The sequence below is a fragment of the Citrobacter sp. CF971 genome (genome assembly GCF_006385635.1).
GTDB classification, from domain to species: domain Bacteria; phylum Pseudomonadota; class Gammaproteobacteria; order Enterobacterales; family Enterobacteriaceae; genus Citrobacter; species Citrobacter freundii.
Genome location: NZ_CP041051.1, coordinates 1,542,806 through 1,562,908 on the forward strand (window position 1 = coordinate 1,542,806; position 20,103 = coordinate 1,562,908).

Sequence of the window (20,103 nt, forward strand, 5' to 3'; positions counted from 1 at the left end):
TTTACCCCGACAACTTGTATTCAGCTAAACACTGCACTGGATTAAGATGAAAACGATTGAAGTTGATGATGAACTCTATAGCTATATTGCCAGCCACACCAAGCATATTGGCGAGAGCGCATCCGACATTTTACGGCGTATGTTGAAATTTTCCGCCGCATCACAGCCTGTCACTCCGATAGTCAAAGAAGTCCGCGCTGTGCAACCTGTCGTGGAAGCCAAGCCGGTTAACCCCGTAAAAGATAAAGTGCGCGCGATGCGTGAACTGCTGCTGTCCGACGAATACGCGGAACAGAAGAAAGCAGTAAATCGCTTTATGCTGGTGCTGTCTACACTCTATTCACTGGATCAAAACGCGTTCGCCGAAGCAACGGAATCGTTGCATGGTCGTACGCGTGTTTATTTTGCAGCTGATGAACAGACGCTGCTGAAAAATGGTAATCAAACCAAACCGAAGCACGTGCCAGGCACGCCGTACTGGGTGATCACCAATACCAATACCGGCCGTAAATGCAGCATGGTTGAACACATCATGCAGTCAATGCAATTCCCTGCGGAATTGATTGAAAAGGTTTGCGGAACAATTTAATCCTTGCATTAGAAGGACCAGGCAATGGCAATCCACAATCGTGCAGGTCAACCTGCGCAACAGAGTGATTTGATTAACGTCGCCCAACTGACGGCACAGTACTATGTACTGAAACCAACAGCAGGGAACGCTGAGCACGCTGTTAAGTTCGGTACGTCCGGACATCGCGGCAGTGCAGGTCGTCATAGTTTTAACGAGCCGCATATTCTGGCTATCGCCCAGGCGATTGCTGAAGAACGTGCGAAAAACGGGATTACTGGCCCGTGCTATGTGGGCAAGGATACCCACGCGCTGTCTGAACCGGCTTTTATCTCTGTACTGGAAGTGCTGGCGGCGAACGGCGTTGACGTCATCGTGCAGGAAAATAACGGCTTTACGCCAACCCCTGCTGTATCGAACGCTATCCTGGTCCACAACAAAAAAGGCGGCCCGCTGGCTGACGGCATTGTGATCACGCCGTCCCACAACCCGCCGGAAGATGGCGGCATTAAATACAACCCGCCAAACGGTGGTCCGGCAGACACCAATGTCACCAAAGTTGTGGAAGACAGAGCCAACGCGCTGCTGGCGGCCGGTCTGCAAGGCGTGAAGCGTATGTCGCTGGACGCTGCGCTGGCATCTGGTCATGTGAAAGAGCAGGATCTGGTTCAGCCGTTTGTTGAAGGACTGGCTGACATCGTAGACATGGCGGCGATCCAGAAAGCGGGTCTGACGCTGGGTGTCGATCCGCTGGGCGGTTCCGGTATCGAATACTGGAAGCGTATTGCAAAGCACTACAACCTGAACCTGACTATCGTTAACGATCACGTTGACCAGACTTTCCGCTTTATGCATCTCGACAAAGATGGCGCAATCCGCATGGACTGCTCCTCCGAGTGTGCGATGGCGGGGCTGTTGGCGCTGCGCGACAAGTTCGATCTGGCCTTTGCCAATGACCCAGACTACGACCGTCACGGTATCGTCACCCCGGCAGGGCTGATGAATCCGAACCACTATCTGGCGGTGGCGATCAACTACCTGTTCCAGCATCGTCCGCAGTGGGGCAAAGATGTTGCCGTCGGTAAGACGCTGGTGTCATCGGCGATGATTGACCGTGTAGTGAATGATTTAGGGCGTAAACTGGTTGAAGTGCCGGTTGGCTTTAAATGGTTTGTTGACGGTCTGTTTGACGGCAGTTTTGGCTTTGGTGGGGAAGAGAGCGCGGGGGCATCTTTCCTGCGTTTCGACGGTACACCGTGGTCAACCGACAAAGACGGCATCATCATGTGCCTGCTGGCGGCAGAAATTACCGCAGTGACCGGTAAGAACCCGCAGGAGCACTACAACGAACTGGCTGCTCGCTTTGGCGCACCGAGCTACAACCGCCTGCAGGCAAGCGCGACCTCCGCGCAGAAAGCGGCGCTGTCTAAGCTGTCTCCGGAAATGGTGAGCGCCAGTACGCTTGCGGGCGACCCGATCACCGCGCGTCTGACGGCTGCACCGGGCAACGGCGCTTCTATCGGCGGTCTGAAAGTGATGACTGACAACGGCTGGTTTGCCGCGCGTCCTTCTGGTACGGAAGACGCTTACAAGATCTACTGCGAAAGCTTCCTCGGTGAAGAACATCGCAAGCAGATCGAAAAAGAAGCGGTTGAGATCGTCAGCGAAGTGCTGAAGAACGCGTAAACCGTAGGCCGGATAAGACGCTAGCGTCGCTATTCGGCATGAATAATGAAAAAGCCGGACAGCAAATACGCTGGTCCGGCTTTTTATATTCAACTTAACGTCATGGCATGAACCGATAACCAATCCCGGTTTCGGTCAGAAAATGACGCGGACGTGCCGGGTCCAGTTCCAGTTTCTGGCGCAGGTGTCCCATGTAAATTCGCAGATAGTGGCTGTGTTCGACGGCGTTTGGTCCCCAAACCTGATTGAGCAACTGGCGCTGCGTCAGTACCTTTCCGGCATTATTCAGCAGTACCGCTAACAGGCGAAACTCAATCGGCGTCAAATGAATCTCTTCATCACCACGATGTACTAGCCGGGCGGCGATATCTACTTTTACGTTGGAAAAATGCACCACCGGCTCGGGAGACGTGCCGCTGGCGTGGCGACGCAATGCCACGCGCAATCGCGCCTGTAGCTCGCCAATACCAAAGGGTTTACTGAGATAGTCATCGGCACCGGCATCCAGGGCGGCAATTTTATCACTTTCTTCGCTGCGGGCTGAAAGCACAATTACCGGTATCGCGCTCCATTGTCGCAGGTCACGAATAAAATCAATGCCGTCACCGTCCGGCAGACCGAGATCGAGAATGATGAGATCGGGTTTTCGCGTGGCGGCTTCCAGCAGACCACGTTGCAGCGTTTCCGCTTCATATACACGCAGACCATCGGCTTCCAGCGCGGTGCGCAGAAAGCGACGGATAGCCTGTTCATCTTCAACAATCAGTACGTTCGTCACATATCCTCATGAAAATCTTCAAGTTCAGGGGGGATTTCCTGGGGCAGTGTAACACGGAAACATGCTCCTCCCTGTGCGCGATTGTGGACGGAAATTGTACCGCCGTGCACGTCCACAATGGCCTGGCAGATTGCCAGCCCCAGCCCAACGCCCGGTACAGATGACTCTTTGTTTCCCCGGGAGAACTTGTCAAAAACTCGTTGCTCCATTCCCGATGGAATGCCAGGGCCATTATCCCAGACGTCCAGTTGCAGATGTTCGCCATCGACGCTGGCATCAATACCGATTTGCGCCGCTGGACCTGCGTATTTAACAGCGTTTTCCAGCAGGTTAATCAGCACCCGTTCAAATAGCGGGCCATCGACGTGGATCAGCGTCAACGGCGCGGGTAGCGACAAATTAATAGGAGCAGAGAGTCCTGGCTCCAGCATCTGCAGGGCACTACCGACCACCTCTTCCAGCGTTAACCACTCTTTCTTAAGATTAAAGCCGCCAGACTGAATTCGCGCCATATCCAGTAGGTTATTAACCAGTCGGGTCGTATTCAGGACGTGCTGGCGAATTTCGCTGGCCTGGCGCGCGTGCGGCGATCCTTCACTTGCCAGATCCAGCGTTAAGATCTCTGCCTGACCAAACAACACCGTCAGCGGCGTGCGCAAATCGTGGGAAAGGGCGGCGAGCAGGGCATTGCGAATGCTTTCACGCTCGCTGGCAAACCGGGCCTGCTCTTCGCTGGCGGTGAGCGTCAGGCGTTCCAGCGCACTGGCGACCAGTAAAGTGAAAGTTTCCAGCAGGCGCTGCTGTTCGGGGATCATCAGCTGGCGTAAATTTCCTGGCTCCACAACCAGCAGCCCATGCGTTTTGTCGGCGCTTTTTAACGGTAAAATTTGATATGGCACACCCGGTAACGTGTCAGTGCCTGCGCCGGCCGGTTGCCCTTTATCAAAGCTCCATTGGGCAATGGCGTCATCCCACGGCGTCATGCCCTGTTGATGAGTGAGAGGGGCCAGCTTCCCGTTCTCACCGGGCAGTAAAACCTGGCTGCGGGCCTGGAACGTTGAGGCAATAAACTGTTCGCTGGTGGCGGCGATATCCTGCTGGCTCCGTCCGACGGCCAGCGCTTTCGACATCTCATATAAATGACGCGTACGCTGTTCACGATAACGCGCTACCCGTGCTTGATAACGCACTCCAGCGGTGAGATTACCGATAACCAACCCTACCGTTAGCATCACGGCAAAGGTAAGCAGGTACTGGACGTCGGAAACGGCCAGCGTACCGCGTGGGGCAATAAAGAAGAGATCGAAGCTGGCAACGTTAATAAAGGTTGCCAGCACTGACGGCCAGCGTCCGTAAAAGAGGGCGATAACCACCACACCCAATAAATAGATCATCACCAGGTTGGCGGCGTCAAAGGCCATCAACCACTGCATGGCAATCAACGTAATGATGGCGCACAGCGCGACGGCAACCACGCAACCCTGAATTTGAACCCGCCACTTATCCTTAAAGGTGCGGCTATCTGCAGTTTGCAGCACAGGGCGCGAAGGTGGTTCGTCGAGCGCAACAATCATCAGGTCGAGATCCGGTGCGCGATGGGCCAGTTTGTCAGCAAAGGAATCACTGCGCCACCAGCGTCGCGTAGTCGGACGTCCGAGGACAATTTTTCCCAGATTATGCTCACGGGCGTAGCGGATTACTGCTTTGTCTTCAGCGGGATCGGAAAGGGTGGCGGTTTCTGCACCCAGCTCCTGGGCTAATCGCAGGGCGCTTAAAATTGCGCGGCGTTGTTTTTCGGGCAGTCGGTGCAGCGCTGGCGTTTCGACATACACTGCATGCCATACGCTGCCGAGGCGCGCTGCCAGACGCGCGGCGGCACGCACGAGCTTTTCGCTGCCGGTGTTGTGTCCAATACACAGCAATATGGCGTCGCGGGTATGCCAGACTTTCTCCTCTCCCGGACGTCCACGCCAGGCACGCATCTGATCGTCAACCCGATCGGCCGTGCGGCGCAGGGCCAGCTCACGTAGCGCGATCAAGTTACCTTTGCGAAAGAAATGCTCGATGGCTCTTTCCGCCTGACCGGCGATATAGACCTTGCCTTCGTTCAGGCGCTGGCGCAAATCGTCGGGGGGAAGATCGACCAGCACCACATCGTCAGCGGCATCGAAAAAAGGATCGGGGACGGTTTCGCGAACCTGAATGCCGGTGACGCCGCTGACCACATCATTGAGGCTTTCCAGATGCTGCACGTTGACGGTAGTAAAAACGTCAATACCCGCTTCCAGCAGCTCTTCAATATCTTGCCAGCGTTTAGGGTGGCGTGAGCCTGGCGCATTACTGTGCGCCAGTTCATCCATCAAAATGAGTGCCGGGCGGCGGGCCAGCGCTGCGTCGAGATCGAATTCGCTGATATGACGACCATGGCGCGCCTGTCGCTTTAGCGGCAGGATGCTGAGACCGTCCAGCAGCGCGGCGGTCTCTTTGCGTCCGTGGGTTTCCACCACGCCAATCAGCACATCTAATCCCTGCGCCCGCAGCCGCTGGGCCTCTGCCAGCATGGCCCAGGTTTTACCGACGCCTGCACACGCGCCGAAGAAAATTTTTAGTTTTCCCCGGTGCGGAGCGGTGGTCTGCTCCAGCAGGCGATCGGGGTCGGGGCGTAAGGGTTCGTTATGCATGTCCTTTTTCTCAGTGCTTATCCAGCGCTAAATTAAGTTCCACCAGGTTCACCACCGGTTGGCCAATAAAACTGACCAACGGCTTTTGCGTGTATTGTGCAACCAGGCGTGTGACCTCTTCAACGCTGAGGTTGCGAGCCTGCGCCACGCGGGGGATTTGCCAGGCCACCGCAGCTGGCGTCAGGTTGTTATCCAGCCCGCTGGCGGAAGCTGTTACCAGCTCTACCGGAACGGCAGGATTTGCCTGCGGGTTAGCGGCACGCAGCGCGGCAATCCGGCTTTGCAGCTGTTTATCCAGTTCCGGGTTGCTGGCTGCCAGATTACTGCCGCCTGAAGCCATTGGATTATAGGGCATTTCCGCTGTGGCTGAGGGGCGTCCCTGAAAATAACCGGCAGCGGTAAACTGTTGCCCAATGAGCTCGGAGCCGCGAACAATCTGACCTTCGCGGAGAAGCGAACCGTTAGCCTGGTGGGGAAACCACCATTGCCCCAGCGCAGTGGTCAGCAGCGGGTATGCCCCGCCGGTGATAAGCATCAGGAAAATCAATGTTGATAATGCAGGACGTAATCCACTCATCTGAAACCTCACACCAGACCCAGCAGGGTCAGCAGTAAATCAATTGCTTTGATACCGATAAACGGCACAACCAGACCACCCAGGCCATAGATCCACAAATTGCGGCGCAGCATCGCGGAAGCGGATAACGGTTTGTAACTCACGCCTTTCAGCGCCAGTGGGATCAGAAAGACGATAACCAGTGCGTTAAAGATAACCGCGCTGAGGATCGCCGAGTCCGGCGAATGCAGCCCCATCACGTTCAGCGCATTGAGCTGCGGGTAGGTGGCGGCGAACGCGGCCGGGATAATGGCAAAATACTTCGCTACGTCGTTGGCGATACTGAAGGTGGTCAGCGAACCGCGCGTCATCAGCATCTGTTTACCAATGTGCACCACTTCAATCAGTTTGGTGGGGTTGGAGTCGAGGTCCACCATGTTGCCCGCTTCTTTCGCTGCCTGGGTTCCGGAGTTCATGGCAACGGCCACATCGGCCTGCGCAAGGGCAGGTGCGTCGTTAGTTCCGTCGCCGGTCATCGCCACCAGACGACCTTCCGCCTGATACTGACGAATCAACGCCAGCTTGGCTTCCGGTGTGGCTTCGGCTAAGAAGTCATCCACTCCGGCTTCCGCGGCGATTGCGGCGGCGGTCAAACGGTTGTCGCCAGTGATCATCACCGTTTTGATCCCCATTTTACGCAGCTGGGCAAAACGTTCTTTAATCCCACCTTTTACGATATCTTTCAGGGCGATCACGCCCAGTACTTGGGAGCCTTCAGCAACCACCAGCGGCGTAGCGCCAAGGCGTGCGACGTTTTCGACCTTCTGCTCAACGTCGGCGGGGAAGTGGCCGCCGTTGGCTTCGACGTGACGACGAATAGCATCGACCGACCCTTTGCGGATCATACGGTTGTCGATGTTGATCCCGCTCATCCGACTTTGGGCGGTAAACGGTACAAAGGTGGCGTGTAGCGATTGCACGTCGCGTATACGCAGATTAAAGCGCTGTTTAGCCAGAATCACGATGCTGCGGCCTTCCGGCGTTTCATCGGCCAGGGATGAAAGCTGCGCGGCATCGGCCAGCGTTTTTTCGTCCACGCCGTGGGCGGGCAGAAAATCTGAAGCCTGGCGGTTACCCAGCGTAATGGTGCCGGTTTTATCCAGCAGCAGTACATCCACGTCACCCGACGCTTCTACTGCACGTCCGCTGGTGGCAATGACGTTCGCACCCAACATGCGGCTCATCCCGGCGACGCCAATCGCGGAGAGCAGCCCGCCTATCGTCGTAGGAATTAAACACACCAGCAGCGCAACCAATACCGTGACGCTGACCGCGCTACCGCCCCAGGCGGAAAACGGCCACAGCGTGGCCGTAGCCAGTAGAAAGACGATGGTCAGGGCTATCAACAGGATCGTCAGGGCAATTTCATTGGGCGTTTTACGCCGCTGTGCACCTTCAACCATGGCGATCATCCGGTCGAGGAACGTTTCACCAGGGTTTACGCTGCATTCGATAACCAGCCAGTCGGAGAGGATGCGAGTCCCGCCGGTGACGGAGGCGAAATCACCACCGGATTCACGAATCACCGGCGCGGATTCACCGGTAATGGCGCTTTCATCTACCGACGCGCCGCCTTCGATCACCTCGCCGTCACACGGGATAATATCGCCAGCTTCCACCAGCACGATATCGCCTTTACGTAAATCATCGGCAGGGACGTGATCCATTGCCGCGCCGTATTTCGGTTCGCGAAGCTTGCGGGCAAAGGCGGTTTTTTTGACGCCTTTCAGGCTATTGGCCTGAGCTTTACTGCGTCCTTCCGCCAGCGCTTCAGCAAAGTTGGCGAACAGAACGGTAATCCACAGCCACAGACTTATCGCGCCGGTAAACCAAGGATTACCCGGCATATGGCCTGTTGCCATCGCCACGGTTAACAGGGTCGTTAACAGACTGCCCAACCAGACGATAAACATCACCGGATTACGCCACTGGGTATGTGGGCTTAATTTTTTCACGGCGTCCGTCAGCGCCTGTGCGACCAGAGAGGGTTCGAACAGCGCCAGTTGCTTGCGACTCATAGTAATGTGCTCCGCATCACTCAGTGTAATGACAGGTATTCTGCGACCGGGCCAAGCGCCAGGGCAGGAACAAAGGTGAGAGCGCCAACCAGTAACACCGTACCGATCAACAACCCGACAAACAGCGCTCCGTGGGTAGGTAGCGTACCGGAGCTGGCTGGCTGGATCTTTTTACTGACCAGCGATCCGGCAATCGCCATCACGGGAATGATCACGCCGAAGCGACCGAAGAACATGCATAAGGCCAGCAGGCAGTTCCAGAACGGGCTGTTGGCGCTTAACCCGGCGAAGGCGCTACCGTTGTTGTTCGAGGCGGACGACACGGCATACAGCACTTCGCTAAACCCGTGTGGACCCGGGTTTAGCATGGCGCTGCGGCCAGCTTCGGTCATCATGGCGATTGCTGTACCGATCAGGACCAGCGCAGGGGTGACCAGAATCGCCAACGCGGTCATTTTCATTTCGCGCACGTCGATTTTCTTACCCAGATACTCTGGTGTGCGGCCAATCATTAACCCGGCGATAAATACCGCCAGCAGCACGAACAGCAGCATGCCGTACAGACCTGAACCCACGCCGCCGAAGACCACTTCACCAATCTGCATTAACCACATCGGCACCATGCCGCCCAGTGCGGTGAAGGAGTCATGCATAGCATCGACAGCGCCGCAGGATGCCGCTGTCGTCACGACGGAAAACAGACTCGTGGCCAGCACGCCAAAGCGGCTCTCTTTGCCTTCCATGTTGATATTGCTGTCTGCGCCGAATGCCATCAGGTGTGGGTTGCCCTGAACTTCAGCCCACATCACGACGGCCACGCAGACCACAAAAATCAGTGACATGGCCCACAGCAGAGTCCGTCCCTGGCGACGCTCGCCTACCACATCACCAAAGGCAAAACACAGCGCGGTAGGAATTAAGAAAATAGCCAGCATCTGTACCAGATTGGTCAACGCGGTAGGGTTTTCAAACGGATGTGATGAGTTAGCGTTAAAGAAACCGCCCCCGTTAGTGCCAAGCATCTTAATCGCTTCCTGTGAGGCGACGGGCCCCATCGGCAGCAGTTGTTTCACCCCTTCAAGGGTGGTGATGGGCTGATAGGGCAACACGTTTTGCAGCACACCTTGCTGAATGAAGAACAGCGCAATGAGCAATGCAATGGGGAGCAAGATCCACAGCGTAATGCGAATCAGATCGACCCAGGCGTTGCCCAAGGTGTTCATACTCTGGCGCGTGAAGGCGCGGGTCAGGGCAAAAATCACCGCAATCCCGGTTGCCGCTGACAGGAAGTTTTGTACGGTCAGCCCGATCATCTGGCTGAAGTAGCTTAAGGTGGTTTCACCAGCATAGGATTGCCAGTTGGTATTAGTGACAAAACTCACCGCGGTGTTAAGCGCCAGATCCCACGAAAGCCCTGGCAGTTGCTGGGGATTTAACGGCAGCAGGTTTTGCGCCATCAGCATCGAAAACAGGACCAGCAGGCCCAGTACATTGAGCGCGAGGATCGCCAACAGATACTGCCGCCAGTTCATCTCCTGCTGCGAGATGCCCAGAGAGCGCCACAGCATATGTTCCACGCCAGTCAGGCCCGGCAGGGACGTATTATTGATCAGTCGAGCCAGCCCAAAGCCCAGCGGTCTGGCGATGACAAACAGCACCAGCAAGAAACTGACAATGAGTAAAAATCCTTGGGCCGCCATCAGAACGCCTCCGCATTAATCAGGGCATACACCAGATAACCTAATAATAAAAAGACCAGCACAATGCCGGTTATCACGCCTGCACTCACGGTGCACCTCCAGTGGCATAAATGTGATAACCAGAGCGTAGATTTTTGCTTGCAAAGATTTCGCAAAAATCAGTGGGTGGGGTGTAAAAAAAGTATAAAAATGGCAAAGACCATTATTTAACTAATGATTAGTATTAATTTAACTTTTATGTAACTTAATTACAGTTTTTAGCTAAACGGAGCATCAATAGATAAAAATAAGTGGTCGGATGAGTAGCAAAATTACACACAAGGCGGTATTATTTTCATCAGTTAACCAAGTTTATTTTTCCGGTGCGATTCACCGAACAGATATATGGGAGAGGATTATGGACTTTTATAAAGAATATCCAGCACACATTGTTTTCTTGCGCCGTACCTTTGCCGTTGTGGCGGGCGTGTTGGCGCTGCCGGTCATGTTGTTCTGGAAAGACCGCGCCCGTTTTTACAGCTACCTGCACCGCGTCTGGTCTAAAACCAGTGATAAACCGGTGTGGATGGAGCAGGCTGAAAAAGCCACCTGCGATTTCTACTGATAGCTAATAAATCCCCAAAAGCCGCTGATATCAGCGGCTTTTTTGTTCATGATAGCTACACTTATCTCAGGAATGAGAAAGGAGCGATCATGAGCGAGAAAATCCCTGTTGGTATAAGTGCCTGTCTGTTGGGGGAGGCGGTTCGCTATGATGGTGGGCACAAGCGGCTGGCCTTTGCTGTGGAAGAACTGTCGCCGTGGGTCGCTTTCGAACCCGTATGCCCTGAAATGGGTATCGGGTTACCGGTCCCGAGACCTGCGCTGCATCTGGTCAAAGAGGGCGAGGCTGTCTCCCTGCGTTTTAGTGATAAGCGCGAGGGTGATTTGACAGACGTAATGACGGCTTTTAGTCAGCGACAAAGCGAGCGTCTGGAGCATTTGTGTGGCTATATTGTCTGTGCAAAATCGCCTAGTTGCGGTATGGAACGGGTGCGGGTCTACGACGCGGAAGGCAAAAACAACCGTAAAGCGGGACGAGGGATCTTTACATCTGTGCTGATGTCGACGTTACCCTGGCTTCCCGTGGAAGAGGACGGGCGTTTGCACGACCCGCAGATTCGGGAAAATTTTGTTGAGCGCATTTATGCCTTGCACGAGCTCAACGGTATCCGTCAGCAAGGGTTAACGCGCGGAGCACTAATCGATTATCACAGCCGTTACAAGCTATTACTGTTGGCCCATTCCCAGCCGGAGTATCGCGAACTCGGGCGTTTTGTCGCGGCGATCGGCGAATGGCAAGATTTGCAGGCTTATTTTGTCGAGTATCGCTTAAGGCTGATGAGTTTGCTGGCGCATCTTCCCTCCCGGCGCAACCATACCAACGTGCTGATGCATGTCCAGGGCTATTTCCGTACGCAATTAAATTCTCGTCAGCGGCAGGAGCTGGCCTCTCTCATTGACGGGTATCGACGTTCGACTCAACCGCTGCTTGCGCCAATAACATTACTCAAACACTATATGGCGGAATATCCGGATGCTTATCTCTCCGGGCAGCGCTATTTCAATCCCTGGCCAGAGGCTCTGCGTTTGCGCTACGGGCGTTAAGTTTTTTCTTCAGGAGTGTTATGACCACCCATTTGGTCTGGTTTCGGCGTGATTTACGCCTGCACGACAACCTCGCGCTGGCGGCGGCTTGTCGGGATCGTTCTGCGCAGGTGCTGGCGTTATATATCGCTACCCCCGAGCAGTGGAAGGCCCACGATATGGCCCCGCGCCAGGCGGCATTTACCTGCGCGCAGTTGAATGCGTTACAAACAGCGCTGGCAGAAAAAGGCATCCCTTTACTGTTTTACGAAGTGGCTGATTTTGCGGCCAGCGTGGACACCATCAAAAATGTCTGCCTGCAGCATGACGTCAGTCGATTATTTTATAACTATCAATATGAAATAAACGAACGCCAGCGTGATGCCGCCGTCGAAAAGTCCTTACCTCAGGTGGTGTGCGAAGGGTTTGACGACAGCGTGATCCTGCCCCCGGGGGCTGTGATGACCGGCAATCATGAGATGTATAAAGTGTTCACGCCGTTTAAAAATGCCTGGCTGAAGCGGATTAAAGACGGTATTCCAGAATGCGTTAGCGCGCCGAAAATGAGGGACAGCGGCGCACTCACCACGTCGTTAAGCGCAATAACGCTGAGCTATCCGCAGCAAGATTTTGATGCGCAGTGGTTTTCGGCAGATGAAAAGTTGGCCATCGCGCAATTACGTCAGTTTTGCCAGCAGGCGGCGGGAGAATACGAGCAGCAGCGTGATTTTCCAGCGATTGACGGGACCAGTCGATTATCCGCAAGTCTGGCGACAGGCGGGTTATCGCCGCGCCAATGCCTGAATCGACTGCTCGCGGAGCAGCCGCAGGCGCTTGAGGGCGGCAGGGGTAGCGTCTGGCTGAACGAGCTTATCTGGCGTGAATTTTATCGTCATCTGATGACTTACCATCCGGCGCTGTGTCGGTATCAACCCTTTATCCACTGGACCGATCGCGTGCAATGGCAGAATAATCCGACGCATTTGCAGGCCTGGAAAACGGGTAGTACGGGTTACCCTATTGTGGATGCGGCGATGCGTCAGCTCAACGCCACGGGCTGGATGCATAATCGATTACGCATGATTACCGCCAGTTTTTTGGTGAAGGACCTGCTGATTGACTGGCGTAAAGGCGAACAATATTTCATGTCGCAACTGATTGATGGTGACCTCGCGGCCAATAACGGCGGCTGGCAGTGGGCAGCCTCAACCGGAACCGACGCCGCACCGTATTTCCGTATCTTTAACCCCACGACGCAGGGCGAAAAATTCGACTGTGACGGTGAGTTTATCCGCCAGTGGGTGCCGGAACTGCGCGACGTGCCGGGTAAAGCCATTCATGACCCGTGGTCGTGGGCAGAAAAAGCGCAGGTAACACTAAGTTATCCTCGCCCGATTGTGGATCATAAACAGGCAAGGCTGGCGACGCTGGCGGCATATGAGGCGGCGCGCAAGGGATAGCGCTGCTGGAGCTAATGCAAAAGCATATCCGTCAGCGGGATTTGATGGGGCTGATAGAACAACTGACCACGCTACTACTTACTGGATGCGCTAATGACACGCAACTGCAGGCGATGCTTAATTACATCCTACGATCCGGCGATTAATCTCGCTTTAATGAGTTTATGCAAAAAATGGCACAACGGATCCCCCAACACAGGAGAAGTTGCATTACGTATAGCGCAAACTATGCTGGAGCAGGGAATAGATCGCGCAATGGTACTACTAGTGACGGGGCTTACTGAAGAGGAACTCGCTGCAAGTTATGCGTAATTACCCGAAAAAACAGGCCCGAATAGTATTACATCATCGGGCCCTTACACTCAGGATTCTACCGCCAGCGGACGGTTTCTGAACTTAAGCGACTGGTACAGCCAAATCAGCAGCACCAACACCACGCAGGCCAGCGCGCCCCAGGTAATTTCGCTAAAGACATCAATATACGCATTGATGGAGTAGTTGATAGCGCCTGCTGCATCAAACGAGCCTTGCGACGTCTGATCGGCGATAACGCCTGCCAGATAGTTGGCGATGGCGCCGGACAGCAGCATATAAATGCCTGTTAATACGCCAGTCACCCCAGGGATCTCAATACGCGTAATTTGCGACATCGCCACCGGGTCGATAAACAGTTCGGCAAAGCCCATGACCGCCAGCCCCAATACCATCAGCGGCATGGAAGAGTGGCCGTAAGCTGCGGACCAGCGGGCGCTTAAGGTCAGAATGCAGAACCCTGCGCTCATTAAACCGAGGCCAAGGGCGAATTTACCCCAAATACGTACGGTACGATTGCCGCCAACGCTTTCTTTGATTACCCAGGCCAGCACGATACCGCACAGCATAACGGCAAAGGCGTTAACCGACTGGAACATCGCGGTCGGGACGGAATACCCCAAAATATCGCGATTTACGAAGCGGTCAATATACAGGCTAATCGAGCTGCCGCCCTGTTGAGCAAAGGCCCAGAACAGCAAGCTGAAGAAGGTCAGCGTGACGATAAGCCCCAATTCTTTGCGCTGCTTTTGGGTTTGCGCCTGACGGTAAATCTTCGCCAGAACCGCCAGACCAATAACCGTGGCAACAATCAGTGCGTAAACGGACCACTCTTTCCAGAACAGGACGGTAATCAGTAACGGTGCTGCAACCAGCAGAACTAACAGCCAGGCCCAGTTTGGCAGCATATACTTTTTCGCACACAGCACAGCCTTGTTGACGCCAGTGGTATGAGCGAAATGGCGATTACCGCATAAGAAAATCACCAACCCTGCCAGCATGCCAATCGCAGCCAGCGCAAAGCCCATCGCCCAGCTGTACTCTTCCTGCACGTATCCGCAGGCAATCGGTGCGATGATCGAACCGATGTTACCGGCTGCGTAGAGCAGAGAGAATCCACCGTCGCGACGCGGATCTTCAGGCTGATATAACTCGCCCAGCAGGCAACTAATGTTGGATTTAAACAGACCGTAGCCGCAGACAATGATCGCCAGCGACAAATAAAGGAACGCCGGAGCCATTTCGCTTGCGCCCAATACCAGATGTCCCACCGCCATTAAAAATGCGCCGATCATCACCGCCATTCGATTACCGAGCACTTTATCTGCCAGGTATCCCCCGAGAATGGGGCTGACGTAGACCAGCGAACAGTAGGCGCTGAACAGTTCATATGCGTGATTATCGTCGTACTTGAGCTGGTTAGTGAGATACAGGATCAGCAGCGCACGCATGCCGTAAAAACTGAAATATTCCCAGATTTGTAGCGCGACGACGTAATAAATCGCCCGTGGTTGAGATGCTTGTTTATTCATTATTTTCTCGAAGTAAATGCCTCGCGACAGGCTGAGCGTACTGCGCGAGTGTGTTTCCTTAAAGTTGTAACTTAGATACAGATCTGATTATTTTTGCAATATGCTGTCTGATTGCATAAATATACATGAATTGGATCGCGTAGTGGTAAGCAAATCATGTTCAAAGCGGGTGTGATTGTTTCTTGATGTGTCAGTGAAATGGCTATCGACGAACGCAGGCGAGGACGCTATTTTAACCTAAGCTGTGTTGCTGATTAGGCAGGCAGAATTAATGACTACGAGGACGATGATGAAAAACACCGAACTGGAACAACTGATCAACGACAAACTGAACAGCGCCGCCATTAGCGACTATGCGCCGAATGGTTTGCAGGTTGAGGGCAAAGAGACGGTGCATAAAATCGTGACCGGCGTGACCGCAAGTCAGGCGCTGCTGGATGAGGCGGTGCGCCTGCAGGCCGATGCGGTTATCGTTCATCACGGTTATTTCTGGAAAGGCGAATCTCCGGTAATTCGCGGCATGAAGCGCCATCGTCTGAAAACGCTGTTGGAAAACGATATCAACCTGTATGGCTGGCACCTGCCGCTGGATGCTCACCCGGAACTTGGGAATAACGCGCAGTTGGCCGCGCTGTTGGGGATTACCGTGATGGGTGAGATCGAACCGCTGGTGCCATGGGGAGAACTCTCCATGCCGGTTCCGGGACTGGAGTTGGCATCATGGATTGAAGCGCGTTTAGGCCGTAAACCGTTATGGTGTGGTGATACCGGTCCGGAAAAAGTTCAGCGCGTCGCCTGGTGTACCGGGGGCGGTCAAAGTTTTATTGATAGCGCAGCCCGGTTTGGCGTCGACGCTTTTATCACTGGTGAAGTTTCAGAGCAAACCATTCACTCAGCCCGCGAGCAGGGGCTGCATTTTTATGCTGCCGGTCACCATGCGACCGAACGCGGCGGCATTCGCGCATTAAGCGATTGGCTTAATGAAAATACCGATCTGGACGTGACTTTTATCGATATTCCTAATCCAGCGTAATAAAGAGGGACGAAAGTGCAGCGAGCGCGTTGTTATCTGTTAGGTGAAACGGCAGTGGTTCTTGAACTGGAACCGCCCATTACGCTGGCGACTCAGAAACGCATCTGGCGTCTGGCCCAGCGTCTGGTTGATGCCCCGAATGTACTGGAAGCTATTCCAGGCATGAACAATATCACGGTGACCTTGCGCGACCCGCAAACGCTGGCGCTGGATGCGATTGAGCGCCTGCAACGCTGGTGGGAAGAGAGTGAAGCACTGGAGCCGGATTCGCGCTTTATTGAAATTCCCGTCACCTATGGCGGTGAGGCCGGCCCCGATCTGGCAGAGGTCGCCCGGCACAGCGGATTAAGTGAAAAGCAAGTTGTGGAACTTCATGCGTCGGTTGATTACGTGGTGTGGTTTATCGGTTTTCAGCCGGGATTCCCCTATCTCGGGAGCTTACCTGAACAACTGCATACTCCCAGACGTGCGGAACCGCGTTTGCTTGTTCCGGCAGGTTCTGTCGGTATCGGTGGATCTCAAACGGGGATCTACCCGCTTTCCACGCCTGGCGGGTGGCAATTGATTGGGCGTACTTCCGTTTCGTTATTTGATCCAAAACGGGAGGAGCCGATTCTGTTGCGGGCTGGCGATACCGTGCGTTTTGTCCCGCAGAAGGAGGGGATATGTTAAACATCATCCGCGCTGGCATGTACACCTCAGTACAGGACGGGGGACGTCATAGTTTTCGTCAATCCGGAATCAGTCACTGTGGGGCGCTGGATAAACCGGCGCTGAACGTGGCTAACCTGCTGGTGGGTAATGATGCGAATGCCGCAGCGCTGGAAATCACGCTGGGGCAACTGGTGGTGGAGTTTGAAGCCGATGGCTGGTTTGCCCTGACCGGTGCCGGATGCGAAGCGCATCTGGATCGTACGCCCGTGTGGAGCGGATGGCGGTTACCGGTAAAAGCCGGGCAGCGCCTGACGCTAAAACGTCCGCTTCATGGCATGCGCAGTTATCTGGCGATAGCGGGCGGTATTGATGTTCCTGAAGTGATGGGCTCGCGTAGTACCGATCTGAAAGTGGGCATTGGTGGGTTTGAAGGGCGTCTACTGCGTGATGGCGATCGACTGGCGATTGGCGTATCTACCCGGAAATTCAGCGAGCCGCAAGGTGTTAAGCAACTGATGTGGGGTAATCTCATTCGTGCGCTGCCCGGACCTGAATATCAGGAGTTTGATGAGGTATCGCAGGCTTCGTTCTGGCGCTCACCGTGGCAACTTAGCCCACAAAGTAACCGTATGGGGTATCGTCTTCAGGGGCAGCCGCTGACGCGCACGACCGATCGCGAGCTGCTGTCGCATGGCTTGCTCCCCGGTGTGGTGCAGGTTCCACATAATGGCCAACCCATTGTGCTGATGAACGATGCTCAGACGACGGGCGGCTATCCGCGCATCGCCTGTATTATTGAGGCAGATATGTATCATCTGGCGCAGATCCCGCTCGGTCAACCGATTCATTTTGTGCAGTGTTCGCTGGAGGAAGCCCTGAAGGCGCGGTACGACCAGCAGCGTTACCTGGAACAGTTAGCATGGCGGCTTAACAATGAAAATTGATCTCAATGCAGACCTCGGTGAGGGATGTGCGAACGATGCAGCGTTGCTGCAATTGGTGTCATCGGCCAACATCGCCTGTGGGTTTCACGCAGGCGATGCGCAAACCATGCTCTCAAGCGTGCGCGAAGCGCTAAAAAATGGCGTAGCGATAGGTGCGCATCCCAGCTTTCCGGATCGGGAAAATTTTGGCCGTAGCGCCATGACCCTGCCTGCGCAAACGGTGTATGCGCAGACGCTGTATCAAATTGGCGCGCTGGCTGCCATCACGCGGGCGGAGGGCGGTGTGATGCATCATGTCAAACCGCATGGCATGCTCTATAACCAGGCAGCGAAAGATCCTCAACTGGCTGATGCGATTGCGAAAGCGGTTCATGCCTGCGATCCGTCGCTGATTTTAGTGGGACTGGCGGGAAGCGAACTGATTCGTGCTGGAGAACACTATGGCCTGGTAACGCGTCAGGAGGTGTTTGCCGATCGGGGTTATCAGGCCGATGGCAGCCTGGTGCCGCGTAGTCAGCCGGGCGCACTGATTGAGGATGAAGAGCAGGCGCTGGCGCAAACGTTAGAAATGGTACAATCCGGCAGAGTAAAAAGCCAAAGTGGGACATGGGCGAGCGTTACTGCCCAGACGGTATGCATTCATGGGGATGGCGAGCACGCACTCGCTTTTGCCCGTCGCTTGCGTAGCGCCTTTAATGCATGCAATATCGAAATTAGCGCATAAGATTTACCATACAAAACAACAATATATTACACAACAACATATACGGGAATGAATTATGGGAGAGGCTATTTCTCTCTGGCCATTGACGGGGATCGCCGTCATCGTGGTCGGATTTCTTTTACGTTTTAACCCGGTATTGGTGGTTATTATTGCCGGGATTGTCACGGGGCTGGCGGCGCATATGCCTATCGCCACTATTCTCGAGAAACTGGGTGAAGGTTTTCTTAACACCCGCAACCTACCGTTTATCCTGCTGATCCCACTGGCGGTAATCGGTCTGCTGGAACGTCACGGTCTGAAAGAGCGTGCGCAGGCGTGGATTGCAAAAATCCGCAGCGCTACCAGCGGCCGCCTGCTGATTGTCTATCTGTTCATTCGCGAAGCGACCGCTGCATTAGGACTCACCAGTCTGGGGGGGCATCCGCAAATGGTGCGTCCGCTGCTGGCGCCGATGGCGGAAGGGGCCGCTGAGAAAAATCACGGCGAGATACCTGGGGCGGTACGCTATCGACTGCGCGCAATGTCAGCGGCGACCGATAACGTCGGGCTGTTTTTCGGTGAAGATATCTTTGTTGCTTTCGGCGCCATCATCTTCATGCATAACTTTATGCTGGAGTCTGGTGGGATCCAGACCGAACCGCTGCATATCGCCCTATGGGGGATCCCAACGGCATTTTGTGCTTTCCTGATCCACGGCACACGTTTGTGGCGTCTGGATAGCTATTTGCAACGTGAGGTGGCGAAAGCGAATGCCGCAGCGAAAGGGGAAGCGCAATGAATTTTCAACAAAGCTATCTCTACTGGCTGGCGGGCGCGGTATTACTGATTGTGGCCGTCATGTCCTGGCAGGATAAAGCGAACCCGCGTCGTTTCACCACTGGCCTGTTTTGGGGCATATACGGCGTACTGTTTCTGCTTGGCGACTGGACATTCTCGCTGTTTGGCGACAAGCGCGCGGTGCATATTGCCGTCGGTATTGCGGTGGTCGTCCTGGCGCTGATCGCCGGTTTCGGCGGCGTAAAGCTGGGAAGCTATCATCAACGGACGCAGCAACAGCGCGAAGAAAGTGCCAGTCGCTTGGGCAACCGCCTTTTTTTCCCGGCGCTGGCGATCCCGGTAGTAACGGTTATTGGCGTGCTGATGTTCAACCATATTCCGGGCTTACAGGATGCGCTGTTTGGGCCGGGTAATCACGCCACGCTGGTGACGCTTTTTTCCATGACCGCAGGTTCGTTGATTGGTCTGGCGATGGCAATAAAAATGACCCATGAGCGGGTGCATCAACCGATCCAGGAGGCGCGCCGTCTGCTGGACTCCATCGGCTGGGCGTTCATCCTGCCACAGATTCTGGCTACGCTCGGGCTGTTGTTTACGGCAGCGGGCGTAGGCAGCGGCATTTCATATCTGACGCAGGAATATCTGGCGGTAGACAGTCGCTTTATCGCAGTGGCGGTGTACACCATCGGCATGGCATTGCTGACTATGGTCATGGGCAATGCGTTTGCTGCTTTCCCGATCGTGACCGCTGGGATTGGTATTCCAATTCTTGTACTGCAACACGGTGGTAATCCGGCGGTAATGGCGGCGATTGGTATGTTCTCCGGTTATTGCGGGACACTGATGACGCCGATGGCGGCGAACTTTAACATTGTCCCTGCTGCGCTGCTGGAACTACCGGACAAAAACGCGGTGATTAAAGCGCAGGTGCCAACCGGCATACTGCTGCTATTGGTCAACGTGTTCCTGATGTATTTCCTGATGTTCTTGTAAG

General features: G+C 54.6%; 18 protein-coding genes and 1 pseudogene. 12 read left to right on the plus strand and 7 right to left on the minus strand.

The annotated features are described in order from the left end of the window. The first annotated feature begins 46 nt into the window (after window positions 1-46). Together seqA and pgm are read left to right on the plus strand one after the other, a co-directional pair. Complete coding sequence (gene seqA / locus E6P06_RS10800; protein WP_003022848.1) at window positions 47-589, plus strand: replication initiation negative regulator SeqA; 543 nt, start codon at window positions 47-49, stop codon at window positions 587-589. A gap of 24 nt (window positions 590-613) precedes the next feature. Beyond that, window positions 614-2,254 carry a phosphoglucomutase (alpha-D-glucose-1,6-bisphosphate-dependent) gene (gene pgm / locus E6P06_RS10805; protein WP_003022854.1) on the plus strand — a complete coding sequence of 547 codons (1,641 nt, stop codon included), beginning with the start codon at window positions 614-616 and terminating at the stop codon, window positions 2,252-2,254. A gap of 100 nt (window positions 2,255-2,354) precedes the next feature. On the opposite strand, the gene kdpE is transcribed toward pgm, so the two are convergent. From kdpE to kdpF, 6 genes are read right to left on the minus strand one after another with little or no spacing between them, the layout of a single operon-like run. Then, on the minus strand, window positions 2,355-3,032 hold the full coding sequence (kdpE, locus tag E6P06_RS10810) for a two-component system response regulator KdpE (protein ID WP_003022856.1): 678 nt from the start codon (window positions 3,030-3,032) through the stop codon (window positions 2,355-2,357). After that, entirely contained in the window at window positions 3,029-5,713 is a 2,685-nt protein-coding gene (kdpD, locus tag E6P06_RS10815) for a two-component system sensor histidine kinase KdpD (RefSeq protein WP_046669868.1), read from the minus strand. Before kdpD ends, kdpE begins: the two co-directional genes overlap by 4 nt. Before the next feature lie 10 nt (window positions 5,714-5,723). After that, window positions 5,724-6,290, minus strand: a complete 567-nt coding sequence (gene kdpC, locus E6P06_RS10820) for a potassium-transporting ATPase subunit KdpC (RefSeq protein WP_003835531.1) — start codon at window positions 6,288-6,290, stop codon at window positions 5,724-5,726. 8 nt (window positions 6,291-6,298) lie between these two features. Next, window positions 6,299-8,347 carry a potassium-transporting ATPase subunit KdpB gene (gene kdpB, locus E6P06_RS10825; RefSeq protein ID WP_139935220.1) on the minus strand — a complete coding sequence of 683 codons (2,049 nt, stop codon included), beginning with the start codon at window positions 8,345-8,347 and terminating at the stop codon, window positions 6,299-6,301. A 20-nt stretch (window positions 8,348-8,367) separates the two neighbouring features. After that, window positions 8,368-10,047 (minus strand): potassium-transporting ATPase subunit KdpA, encoded by a 1,680-nt coding sequence (gene kdpA / locus E6P06_RS10830; protein WP_139935221.1) that lies wholly within the window; start codon window positions 10,045-10,047, stop codon window positions 8,368-8,370. Continuing rightward, window positions 10,047-10,136 (minus strand): K(+)-transporting ATPase subunit F, encoded by a 90-nt coding sequence (kdpF, locus tag E6P06_RS10835; protein WP_001670793.1) that lies wholly within the window; start codon window positions 10,134-10,136, stop codon window positions 10,047-10,049. The genes kdpA and kdpF overlap by 1 nt, the downstream gene beginning before the upstream one ends. Before the next feature lie 308 nt (window positions 10,137-10,444). Here kdpF and E6P06_RS10840 point away from each other — a divergent pair, with 308 nt between their 5' ends. From E6P06_RS10840 to E6P06_RS10855, 4 genes and pseudogenes are all read left to right on the plus strand, one after another. Beyond that, a complete protein-coding gene (locus E6P06_RS10840) occupies window positions 10,445-10,651 on the plus strand; it encodes a YbfA family protein (protein ID WP_003022870.1) in 207 nt (68 codons plus the stop codon). 89 nt (window positions 10,652-10,740) lie between these two features. Then, the gene (locus E6P06_RS10845) at window positions 10,741-11,694 is read left to right on the plus strand and encodes a DUF523 and DUF1722 domain-containing protein (protein WP_138828319.1); all 954 of its coding nucleotides are present in this window, start codon (window positions 10,741-10,743) and stop codon (window positions 11,692-11,694) included. Window positions 11,695-11,714: 20 nt separating this feature from the next. Further along, complete coding sequence (phrB, locus tag E6P06_RS10850) at window positions 11,715-13,133, plus strand: deoxyribodipyrimidine photo-lyase (RefSeq protein WP_139935222.1); 1,419 nt, start codon at window positions 11,715-11,717, stop codon at window positions 13,131-13,133. Then, window positions 13,130-13,445 (plus strand): annotated as a pseudogene (locus E6P06_RS10855) (ISNCY family transposase); the annotation flags it as partial. The gene phrB and the pseudogene E6P06_RS10855, both read left to right, overlap by 4 nt. A gap of 50 nt (window positions 13,446-13,495) precedes the next feature. Here E6P06_RS10855 and dtpD read toward each other — a convergent pair. Beyond that, a complete protein-coding gene (gene dtpD, locus E6P06_RS10860) occupies window positions 13,496-14,977 on the minus strand; it encodes a dipeptide permease DtpD (RefSeq protein ID WP_139935223.1) in 1,482 nt (493 codons plus the stop codon). A 289-nt stretch (window positions 14,978-15,266) separates the two neighbouring features. On the opposite strand from dtpD, the gene ybgI reads away from it, so the two are divergent. The 6 genes from ybgI to E6P06_RS10890 are packed head-to-tail and all read left to right on the plus strand — an operon-like array spanning window position 15,267 to window position 20,102. Beyond that, entirely contained in the window at window positions 15,267-16,010 is a 744-nt protein-coding gene (gene ybgI, locus E6P06_RS10865) for a radiation resistance protein YbgI (RefSeq protein WP_003022887.1), read from the plus strand. Between the two features lie 15 nt (window positions 16,011-16,025). Then, window positions 16,026-16,682 (plus strand): 5-oxoprolinase subunit PxpB, encoded by a 657-nt coding sequence (gene pxpB, locus E6P06_RS10870; protein ID WP_003022889.1) that lies wholly within the window; start codon window positions 16,026-16,028, stop codon window positions 16,680-16,682. Continuing rightward, window positions 16,676-17,608: a 5-oxoprolinase subunit PxpC gene (gene pxpC / locus E6P06_RS10875; RefSeq protein WP_048998329.1), complete on the plus strand. Its 933-nt coding sequence runs from the start codon at window positions 16,676-16,678 to the stop codon at window positions 17,606-17,608. The genes pxpB and pxpC overlap by 7 nt, the downstream gene beginning before the upstream one ends. Further along, window positions 17,598-18,332, plus strand: a complete 735-nt coding sequence (pxpA, locus tag E6P06_RS10880; RefSeq protein ID WP_003847341.1) for a 5-oxoprolinase subunit PxpA — start codon at window positions 17,598-17,600, stop codon at window positions 18,330-18,332. The genes pxpC and pxpA overlap by 11 nt, the downstream gene beginning before the upstream one ends. Window positions 18,333-18,387: 55 nt before the next feature. Further along, window positions 18,388-19,110, plus strand: a complete 723-nt coding sequence (locus E6P06_RS10885; RefSeq protein WP_139935224.1) for a DUF969 domain-containing protein — start codon at window positions 18,388-18,390, stop codon at window positions 19,108-19,110. Further along, the gene (locus E6P06_RS10890; RefSeq protein WP_003847337.1) at window positions 19,107-20,102 is read left to right on the plus strand and encodes a DUF979 domain-containing protein; all 996 of its coding nucleotides are present in this window, start codon (window positions 19,107-19,109) and stop codon (window positions 20,100-20,102) included. The genes E6P06_RS10885 and E6P06_RS10890 overlap by 4 nt, the downstream gene beginning before the upstream one ends. The last annotated feature ends 1 nt before the right edge of the window (window position 20,103 follow it).

Bases quoted from the DNA above. Each gene is read 5' to 3' on its own strand.
- dtpD (WP_139935223.1), bottom strand. From the start codon at position 14,977: ATGAATAAACAAGCATCTCAACCACGGGCGATTTATTACGTCGTCGCG.
- kdpB (WP_139935220.1), bottom strand. From the start codon at position 8,347: ATGAGTCGCAAGCAACTGGCGCTGTTCGAACCCTCTCTGGTCGCACAG.
- kdpC (WP_003835531.1), bottom strand. From the start codon at position 6,290: ATGAGTGGATTACGTCCTGCATTATCAACATTGATTTTCCTGATGCTT.
- pxpA (WP_003847341.1), top strand. From the start codon at position 17,598: ATGAAAATTGATCTCAATGCAGACCTCGGTGAGGGATGTGCGAACGAT.
- ybgI (WP_003022887.1), top strand. From the start codon at position 15,267: ATGAAAAACACCGAACTGGAACAACTGATCAACGACAAACTGAACAGC.
- E6P06_RS10840 (WP_003022870.1), top strand. From the start codon at position 10,445: ATGGACTTTTATAAAGAATATCCAGCACACATTGTTTTCTTGCGCCGT.
- kdpA (WP_139935221.1), bottom strand. From the start codon at position 10,047: ATGGCGGCCCAAGGATTTTTACTCATTGTCAGTTTCTTGCTGGTGCTG.
- E6P06_RS10890 (WP_003847337.1), top strand. From the start codon at position 19,107: ATGAATTTTCAACAAAGCTATCTCTACTGGCTGGCGGGCGCGGTATTA.
- E6P06_RS10885 (WP_139935224.1), top strand. From the start codon at position 18,388: ATGGGAGAGGCTATTTCTCTCTGGCCATTGACGGGGATCGCCGTCATC.
- phrB (WP_139935222.1), top strand. From the start codon at position 11,715: ATGACCACCCATTTGGTCTGGTTTCGGCGTGATTTACGCCTGCACGAC.
- pxpC (WP_048998329.1), top strand. From the start codon at position 16,676: ATGTTAAACATCATCCGCGCTGGCATGTACACCTCAGTACAGGACGGG.
- kdpD (WP_046669868.1), bottom strand. From the start codon at position 5,713: ATGCATAACGAACCCTTACGCCCCGACCCCGATCGCCTGCTGGAGCAG.
- E6P06_RS10845 (WP_138828319.1), top strand. From the start codon at position 10,741: ATGAGCGAGAAAATCCCTGTTGGTATAAGTGCCTGTCTGTTGGGGGAG.
- pgm (WP_003022854.1), top strand. From the start codon at position 614: ATGGCAATCCACAATCGTGCAGGTCAACCTGCGCAACAGAGTGATTTG.
- seqA (WP_003022848.1), top strand. From the start codon at position 47: ATGAAAACGATTGAAGTTGATGATGAACTCTATAGCTATATTGCCAGC.